The sequence below is a fragment of the Aminobacter sp. P4_H6_2 genome (assembly GCF_056400805.1).
On sequence record NZ_JBFUKO010000212.1, the window covers coordinates 1 to 8,149 of the forward strand.

8 protein-coding genes are annotated in these 8,149 nt (G+C 58.6%); 7 read left to right on the forward strand and 1 reads right to left on the reverse strand.

Features of this window, described 5'->3' with window-relative positions:
• The 7 genes from AC1DUU_RS16080 to AC1DUU_RS16110 all read left to right on the forward strand — a co-directional run.
• Positions 1 to 869, forward strand: an 869-nt coding sequence (locus tag AC1DUU_RS16080; protein WP_476784410.1) for an acyltransferase family protein, incomplete at its 5' end; no start/stop codon positions are given.
• Between the two features lie 251 nt (positions 870 to 1,120).
• Complete coding sequence (locus tag AC1DUU_RS16085) at positions 1,121 to 1,330, forward strand: hypothetical protein (protein ID WP_476784411.1); 210 nt, start codon at positions 1,121 to 1,123, stop codon at positions 1,328 to 1,330.
• Between the two features lie 475 nt (positions 1,331 to 1,805).
• Positions 1,806 to 2,573: a Crp/Fnr family transcriptional regulator gene (locus tag AC1DUU_RS16090; RefSeq protein ID WP_476784412.1), complete on the forward strand. Its 768-nt coding sequence runs from the start codon at positions 1,806 to 1,808 to the stop codon at positions 2,571 to 2,573.
• 305 nt (positions 2,574 to 2,878) lie between these two features.
• A complete protein-coding gene (locus AC1DUU_RS16095) occupies positions 2,879 to 3,634 on the forward strand; it encodes a response regulator transcription factor (protein ID WP_476784413.1) in 756 nt (251 codons plus the stop codon).
• A 267-nt stretch (positions 3,635 to 3,901) separates the two neighbouring features.
• A complete protein-coding gene (locus AC1DUU_RS16100) occupies positions 3,902 to 5,272 on the forward strand; it encodes a glutamate-1-semialdehyde 2,1-aminomutase (protein WP_476784414.1) in 1,371 nt (456 codons plus the stop codon).
• Positions 5,273 to 5,331: 59 nt separating this feature from the next.
• On the forward strand, positions 5,332 to 6,399 hold the full coding sequence (locus AC1DUU_RS16105) for an NAD-dependent epimerase/dehydratase family protein (RefSeq protein ID WP_476784415.1): 1,068 nt from the start codon (positions 5,332 to 5,334) through the stop codon (positions 6,397 to 6,399).
• Positions 6,400 to 6,411: 12 nt separating this feature from the next.
• Positions 6,412 to 7,725: a DUF4910 domain-containing protein gene (locus AC1DUU_RS16110; protein WP_476784416.1), complete on the forward strand. Its 1,314-nt coding sequence runs from the start codon at positions 6,412 to 6,414 to the stop codon at positions 7,723 to 7,725.
• Here the strand turns inward: AC1DUU_RS16110 and AC1DUU_RS16115 are convergent.
• Positions 7,722 to 8,149: dTDP-4-dehydrorhamnose 3,5-epimerase family protein (locus tag AC1DUU_RS16115; protein ID WP_476784417.1), on the reverse strand; the 428-nt coding region annotated here is incomplete at its 5' end. The genes AC1DUU_RS16110 and AC1DUU_RS16115 overlap by 4 nt on opposite strands.

The following is an 8,149-nucleotide window of genomic DNA, read 5'->3' on the forward strand; positions in this document are numbered from 1 at the left end:
TCCTTGTGCCGAGCGCTTTTAACAGCACATTACCCGAAATACATCATCTTCTGAAGTCGTTATTTTTCATTCCTTTTGAAAAGACGGACGGCAGAATTTATCCGACATATTATCTGGGGTGGACCCTCAATTTCGAAATATTCTTCTATTTCATTTTCGCCTTTTCGCTGCTCCTGGGGAAAAGGATCAGGTTTTACGCAGTCGCTGCGATCCTCGTGGGCCTAGCGATTGCAGGGGTGTTGATCGACAGCCCGGCCAATCAAGGCGTGGCAGCCTTCTTTTATACAAGGCCGATCATACTCAACTTCGCCTTTGGCATGGCGATCGCCTTTTTTTTGGTATCCGCGAGACGGGTTCCCCCTGCGCTGTGCTGGATCTTGCTGGTGTTGGGAACATGTTGGTTTTTGCTGGGCGGTGCATTCACGACCTTTGGCGATGGCCCGGTTTTGCCGCCGACCGACACCGTTCTCAGGTTCGGCATTCCATCCGCACTTKTGGTGRCTGCAGCGGCGGGGCTCGACCGATCCGGTGTGAGGTTGGGCACAAAATTGATGCGCCGTGCGGGCGATGCCAGTTATTCGATCTACCTGTCCCACTATCTCTTTGTGGCAGTCGTCATTGCCAGCGTCGATCGTTTCGACCTGAGTACATTCGCAAGGGCGCTGATGGCTCCGCTTACGATCGTTGCTGCGGTTTTTGTCGGCTTCCTCACACATCAGCTCATCGAGCGGCCACTGGGCGGAAATTGGTCTGCCTACGCCCGAATTTTGGGATACCGTCGCAGTTTGCGAATGCGCACAAAGCCAGGATTACACGCCGTCCCTGACACTGCCGCCATAAAGACCGCCGAAAGAACTACCGACATCTAGCGTAAGGAGGTTCACCTACTTCCTCTGACTTACGCGGGATATTGCTGCGGCGTAATCACGACGGCTCCCAACAAAGCGCGCAAGCACCGCAGCCCATGTAAAAAGGACAAAGGCGATGGCGTTGCGACCGCGCCGAGCGGTTACACCTCCACGTTGCTTACATATTGTGCAACGATCTGCTAGCGTTGTGGTTCAAGGGGCATCGTGGCGCCGGGCGGATGCGTGGTGCCCCCGCGTAAGGAGGATAACACATGTGCGACTTGGTCGATCACGATGTGCTGGSCCCCAAGCAATACGCAATTCTTTTGGAAGTTTATGAATCCGCTCGCCGGATAGAAGCCAAGCTGCCGCGCACGCACATTGCGAGCATTGCCGCGCGGCGCCTGATTGCAGCCTTCGACGGCAATGCGGACAATTCAGGCTTCGACTTGCGGCGCGCCAGGCCGCAGGGCACCGCATAGCGGCGTTCTCTTTGCAGCTCTGACCTGCCCGGGCTCGGCGATACTCATGATGGCTGAGTGAAGTGGCTTGTCGCGCCTTGCTGCTGGCAACTGCCATGCGCAAAGGCGACGATAGGAGAGCCGCTGGGCGGTGGGGCTGGGTTAACGGCTCCCCTATCCTGTCGCGTGCAAGACCACGAGCAGACCGCGTGTTGTTGTTGTGTGTCGCCACGCAGGCCAGGTGAGTTTCCAGCTTGTGGGCCTAGACGGTCAATTGCGCATTGGAGGTAGACGGGGGGCCATCCATAAGACCCATGGACATCTTCTAGCGTATGATATCAGATGCGCCTCTGGGCACTAAGCATCTAAAAGGTCAATTTGCGGGACAGATGCCAAATACGCCACAAGCATGCTGTGAACTTTGGGGACTCAAGTCGCGACGCTTATAGACGTCGGAGAACATCAGCATCCATGTCATACATTCATAGCAACTACGATGTTTGACCATACGCTACTCAATTTCATACAGTCGCCTCCAATAGGGGTGACAATCAATACAGAAGACAGGAAAGCGGATTTCCTGGAAGCGACTCCGAAAACATACCCTGCAGGCGCCGTTGTTAGCCGTCAGGGGGACGCCAATACACGGATTTTCATCGTCGCTTCCGGTTGGCCTTGCGTTTCCCGCCACCTTTCCAACGGCAGCCGGCAGATCATCGACACTCCGCTCAAAGGTGACATCCTTGGCTTCCCTTCATTTGATGGCGGAGGCATCAATTCCGTTGTTTGCGTCTCCGAAGTTGAGTTGTTTGAGATTCCGGGACAAGCGTTCAGGAGAGCACTCGACCAGAACGCGACGCTGGGGTCGCTGTTTGCGCGGATCGCCGCACGCCAGCATGCGATCGCTGTCGAACGATTGACCAGCGTCTGCCGGCGCAGCGCCCTGGAACGGACAGCTCACTACCTCCTTGAATTGGGCATAAGGCTTGGCGCAGGAGACCATGGTTACGATTGCCCTCTGACGCAACACGACCTGGCCGATGTACTCGGACTGACGCAGATTCATGTCAATCGGACGTTGCGTGAGTTGCGCGAAAGAGAACTGGTTTCGTTCCGGGCAGGCGCCGTCGAGTTCCTCAATCGCGCCAAGCTGTCCAAGTTGGCCAGTTTCGACAGCGCCTACCTGCAATACAACTGGCCTGCCGCGCCGCAGAAAACCACCACACGGCGACCGCTGTCGACGCTGCGACCTACTGCCCTTTGAAGGCTCCACCATTCAAGCGAACCAGGTTGCCGAGCCTCGCCGCCGGGCACACGCAAATGCGTCAATTGGATGAGGCAACACCACCTTAGGTTATATTAACCTATGTTAATGAAAAAAGAATTAGTTGAGTTATCGTAACACATTGCTCGCTCATATGGGTGAAAGTGAGCAATCAAAAGGCGCGATGCGTAAATGTAAGCGCCTGAAGTTACACCAGAAATGAAAGGCGTAGTGGAAGCAGTTTCAAATGGGGTGTGCAGATCGCTAACAATTGCGATCATTGTACGGAAAGGGCGGGTACTTCTATGGAATCCTATTACGGAGAGCATGGGAAGAGTTCAACTTTACCCACTGCTAGAAGCAATGCGGACGTTTCGCGGCCATTAGTTGATGTCGATCAACATCCCCTCGATCGTCTTCTTATCATCGACAACAGAGCGCTTGATCGCGAATGTCTCGCCAGGGCCTTGGTCTATCATGACCTTGGCTTGGAAGTTTCCGCGCTGGCGTCGATCGAAGAGTGGCGAAAGCAAAAGGATCTACATCCTTCGCTGGCAGCTATCCTTCTCAATCTTGGCGGGAAGAGAATAACAGACGCCGATGTCGCCGCTGGGATTTCGCGGCTCACCGCCGAATTCAAGTCGGTTCCGGTCGTTATTCTGGCCGACAACGACGAGCTCAAGCAGATCATGAAAGCGCTGGAGTGCGGCGCGCGCGGCTACATCCCGACCACCGTCGGGGTCGACATCTGCGTGGAAGCGATCGGCCTTGCGATTGCGGGGGGGATCTTCGTCCCTGCAAGCAGCCTGCTTGCCATCCGCCACCTTATCGACTCGAGCGGCCAGGAGGCGCGTCCGCTAGCCGGAATGTTCACACTTCGCCAGGTCGAAGTGGTTCAGGCGTTGCGCCGCGGCAAAGCCAACAAGATCATCGCCTATGAACTCAAGCTGCGCGAAAGCACGGTGAAGGTGCATATTCGCAACATCATGAAAAAGCTGAAGGCGACCAACCGTACCGAAGTTGCCTACAAGCTCAACGACCTGTTTCCCGGCGACGTATAGCTCTCGGCGAGCAGCCGACATGATCGCCCCGCAAGGCACGACAGCCTTGCGGGCGGCTTTTCTTAGAACGCGGATCGACAGCGCTGCCTTTTGGCTGCGATTGCCCATGCCAGTCCACGATTGGCGTGGCCATGTGGCTGCGCCCCTCATACCCGTCTGAGCAGCCTACCCCCAATGGACGATAAGCGGTCGTCTTATTGGGAACGCTCGGTCTGCTGGCGAAAATGTACACTTCCAGGCATCGACGCATGCAACCGGATGGCCGTTATGACCGAGCATTTCCGACGCTTCGAAAAATCAGGCAGGCTGCGGCAACGCGCCCACCAGCTGATACCGGGCGGCAGCCACACCTATGCCAAGGGCGACGACCAGTATCCGCTCCTGGCACCCGGCTTCATTGAACGCGGCTCCGGCTGCCATGTCTGGGATGTCGACGGCAACAAGTACATTGAATACGGCATGGGCAACCGCGCGGTAGGGCTTGGCCACGCCTATCCTACCGTGCTGCACGCCGTCGAAAGAGCGTTGCGCGACGGTAGTAATTATACCCGCCCCGCACGGATCGAGGTTGAATGCGCAGAAGCATTCCTCGATCTCTTTCCAGCAGCCGAAATGGTGAAATTCTGCAAGGACGGATCGGACGCAACCTCTGGCGCCGTCCGCCTGGCGCGCGCCTACACCGGCCGCGATCTGGTCGCCTGCTGCGCCGACCAACCGTTCTTTTCGACTGACGACTGGTTCATCGGCACAACCCCGATGAATGCCGGCATACCGAAAGCCGTGCGGCAGCTCACTGTCACCTTCCGCTACAACGACGTCGCAAGCGTCAAGCGATTGTTCGCGAACAACAAGGGCAAGATCGCGGCGGTCATACTCGAAGCTGCCCGCACGGAAGAGCCACAGAGCAACTACCTGCACGAGGTCCACCGGCTTTGCCGCGAAAACGGCGCGCTGCTCATCCTTGACGAGATGATCACCGGCTTCCGCTGGAATGCTGGTGGCGCGCAGGCCGAATATGGCATCGAGCCTGACCTGTCATGTTTCGGCAAGGCCATGGCAAACGGGTTCTCAGTCTCGGCACTCGCGGGAAAACGCGAATATATGCGCCTCGGTGGGCTGGACCACACCGACCGTCCGCGCGTCTTCCTGCTGTCGACCACGCACGGTGCTGAAACGCACGCGCTTGCCGCGGCAATCGCGACGCTGAGGATCTACCAAAATGAACCGGTGATCGAGCACCTGTACCGGCAGGGCCGGATACTCAGGGACGGCTTCGAGCAAGCCGCGAAGCGGTATGGCCTGAGCGATTTCGTCAAGGCCGTCGGCCGTCCGAGCTGCCTTGCCTACCAGACGCTCGACCAGCAAAGGCAGCCATCGCAGGCGTTTCGCTCGCTGTTTCTGCAAGAGACGATCAAGCGCGGCGTACTCATGCCATCGCTGGTGCTCGGCTACATGCATGATGATGCGGCAATCGCCGAGACCATTGAGGCAATGGATGGCGCTTTGGCGGTCTACGCCCGGGCCATGGAAGACGGCGTCGAAAGGCATCTTGTTGGGCGGCCCTCGCAGCAGGTGTTCAGGGCCTTCAACCAGCCGCAGGAAAACGATCTCAACCGCGTCATTGCCCGCCTGGCGTAACCAACGCCTGGGCCGGTGCATTGGCGCAAGCATTTTCGACAACAAAGACGAGGGACGTGATGAAAGTTCTGGTAACAGGCCATCAAGGCTACATCGGCTCGGTCATGGTGCCGATGCTGCTTGAGGCAGGCCACACCGTCACCGGCTATGACAGCGATCTTTACCAGCGCTGCACTTATGCCCCAGGTGGCACCCCTGCCCCCGTGCCGTCGATCGCCAAGKATATTCGTGACGTCGAAGCCGACGATCTCGAGGACTTTGATGCGGTCATCCACCTCGCGGCACTTTCAAACGATCCGCTGGGCAATCTCGATCCCGACCTGACCTACGACATCAACCACAGGGCCAGCGTTAGGTTCGCGCACGCGGCCAAGGCCGCCGGCGTCAGCCGCTTTCTCTATGCCTCGTCATGCAGCAATTACGGCTTGGCTGGCGATGGCCTTGTCGATGAAACCGGCGAGCTCAATCCGGTAACGCCTTATGGCTGGTCGAAGGTCATGTCGGAGCGCGATATTTCCAAACTGGCGGACGCCAGCTTCTCGCCGACCTACTTCCGTCCAGCGACAGCCTACGGACTCTCGCCGCGGCTACGCTTCGACATCGTGCTCAACAATCTGGTCGCCTGGGCGGTCACCGAGGGCGTCATCCTGCTCAAATCCGACGGCAGCCCGTGGCGGCMGATCGTGCATATCGAGGATATTTCCCGCGCCTTCATCGCAGGCCTCGAAGCCCCGCGCGAGATCGTCCACAACGAAGCGTTCAATGTCGGCCAGACCAGGCACAATTACCGCATCCGCGACATCGCAGCGATTGTCGCCGAAGTGGTGCCCGGTTGCCGACTGGAGTTCGCGGCAGACGCCGGGCCGGACAAGCGTTCCTACCAGGTCAGCTTCGAAAAGATCGCCCGTGTGCTGCCGGCCTTCAAGCCGCAGTGGGACGCGCGAGCGGGAGCTGAGCAGCTCTTTGCCGCCTACTCTAGCGCTCATTTGACACTCGAAGAGTTCGAGGGCCCGCGTTTCCAGCGCATCGGCCACATCAAGCACCTCATCGCCAACGGGCTGATCGACAACAATATGCGGCTGCTGACCGCCGCGAAAACGCCGGCCGGGTCGATAGCAGCCGAGTAGGTCCGTCCAACCATGGAACATTCCAGTTCCGCCGTCTCCGGCTTGCCCACCGACAAGGTTGGCGAGGCAATCTACGCGCTGGCCGAAAGGCTCTATCCGTTTTGCCGAAGCATTACCGGAGAYGGCGTGCGTGAAACCCTGGCGATCCTGGATGAAACCGTGCCGCTTGACGTGCACGAGGTCGCGACCGGCACGCAGGCGTTCGACTGGACCATCCCTAGGGAATGGAACATTCGCAGCGCGACGATCAAGGGCATGGATGGCGCCACCATCGTCGACTTCGCCGATCACAACCTGCACGTGTTGAACTACAGCATGCCGTTTCGCGGAACGGTCTCGCTGGAGGAGCTGAAGCGTCACGTCCATACGCTTCCCGACCAGCCAGAGCTGATCCCCTACCGCACCTCCTACTATGCCGAGAACTGGGGGTTTTGCATGCCCCACAACCGTCTGGTCGAACTGCCCGACGGAGACTACCAGGTGGAGATCGATACCGAGTTCAAAGACGGCAGCCTCACCTATGGCGAATATCTGCATCGTGGAGAAAGTGACCGGGAATTCCTGCTGTCCGCCCATATATGCCATCCGTCGCTCGCCAACGACAATTGTTCCGGCCTGGCACTGCTTGCCTGCCTCGCTAGCCAGCTTCGCTCGCGCAAGACGCGCTACAGCTACCGGTYCCTGTTTGCGCCGGGCACTATCGGTTCGCTTGCCTGGCTGTCGCGCAACGAGGACGTGACGCAGCACATCGACCATGGCCTGGTCGTGTCCTGCGTCGGTGACGGCGGCGGCCCAACCTACAAGCGCAGCCGCCGTGGCAACGCCTTCATTGATCGGGCCATGGCGCATGTGCTCGGCCATCGCCACGAGAAGGCAACGCTGCTCGACTTTTCACCTTACGGTTATGACGAGCGGCAGTTCTGCTCTCCCGGCTTCAACCTGCCCGTAGGCTTGTTCCAGCGCAGTGCCTTTGGCACATTCCCCGAATATCACACCTCGGCCGACAATCTCGACTTCATCAAGCCCGCCCATCTGGCGGAATCCTGGCGCATCATCATGGACGTCATAGAGATCGTCGAAGGTGACTGGACGCCGGTCAGTCTGAATCCGAAGGGAGAGCCCCAGCTCGGGCGCCGAGGCCTTTACGCGGCACTTGGCGGCGACAAGTCGACCGGGCTGAGTTCGATGAGCCTGCTTTGGGTGCTGAACCTTGCCGACGGCCAGCAGTCGTTGCTCGGCATGGCTGAGCGGTCAGGATTGTCGTTCAAGGAAATAGCGGGCGCCGCTGAGTTGCTGCGCGTTCACGGCCTTCTGGCTGAAGTCTAGCCATATAGACGCCCTGTCAGCAGTGGCCAGTTGCAATCCCTCTCGGACATCGCGGTAGGAGCTGAMGGCCATTGGATGCCAAAGGCTGGGTCGTCATATCTGACGCCCACCGAAGCCAGCGGCATATAGAACTCGGAAATCATGTAGGACACCACCGCATCGTCGCTCAGCGTCTGAAAGCCGTGGGCGAACCCGGCCGGAACATAGACCTGCCGCCGGTTTGCGGGCGTCAGCTCGTAGCCTACCCATTTGAAGTGGGTGGACGAGGTGGGTCGCATGTCGATGATGACATCGTAGATAGCCCCCTGGATGCAGGAAACCAGCTTCACCTCGGCGTGCGGCGCAATCTGGAAATGCATGCCGCGCAGCGTGCCTTTTTGCACCGAATGCGAATGGCTGTTTTGAACGAAGCGCGTGGCGAGGC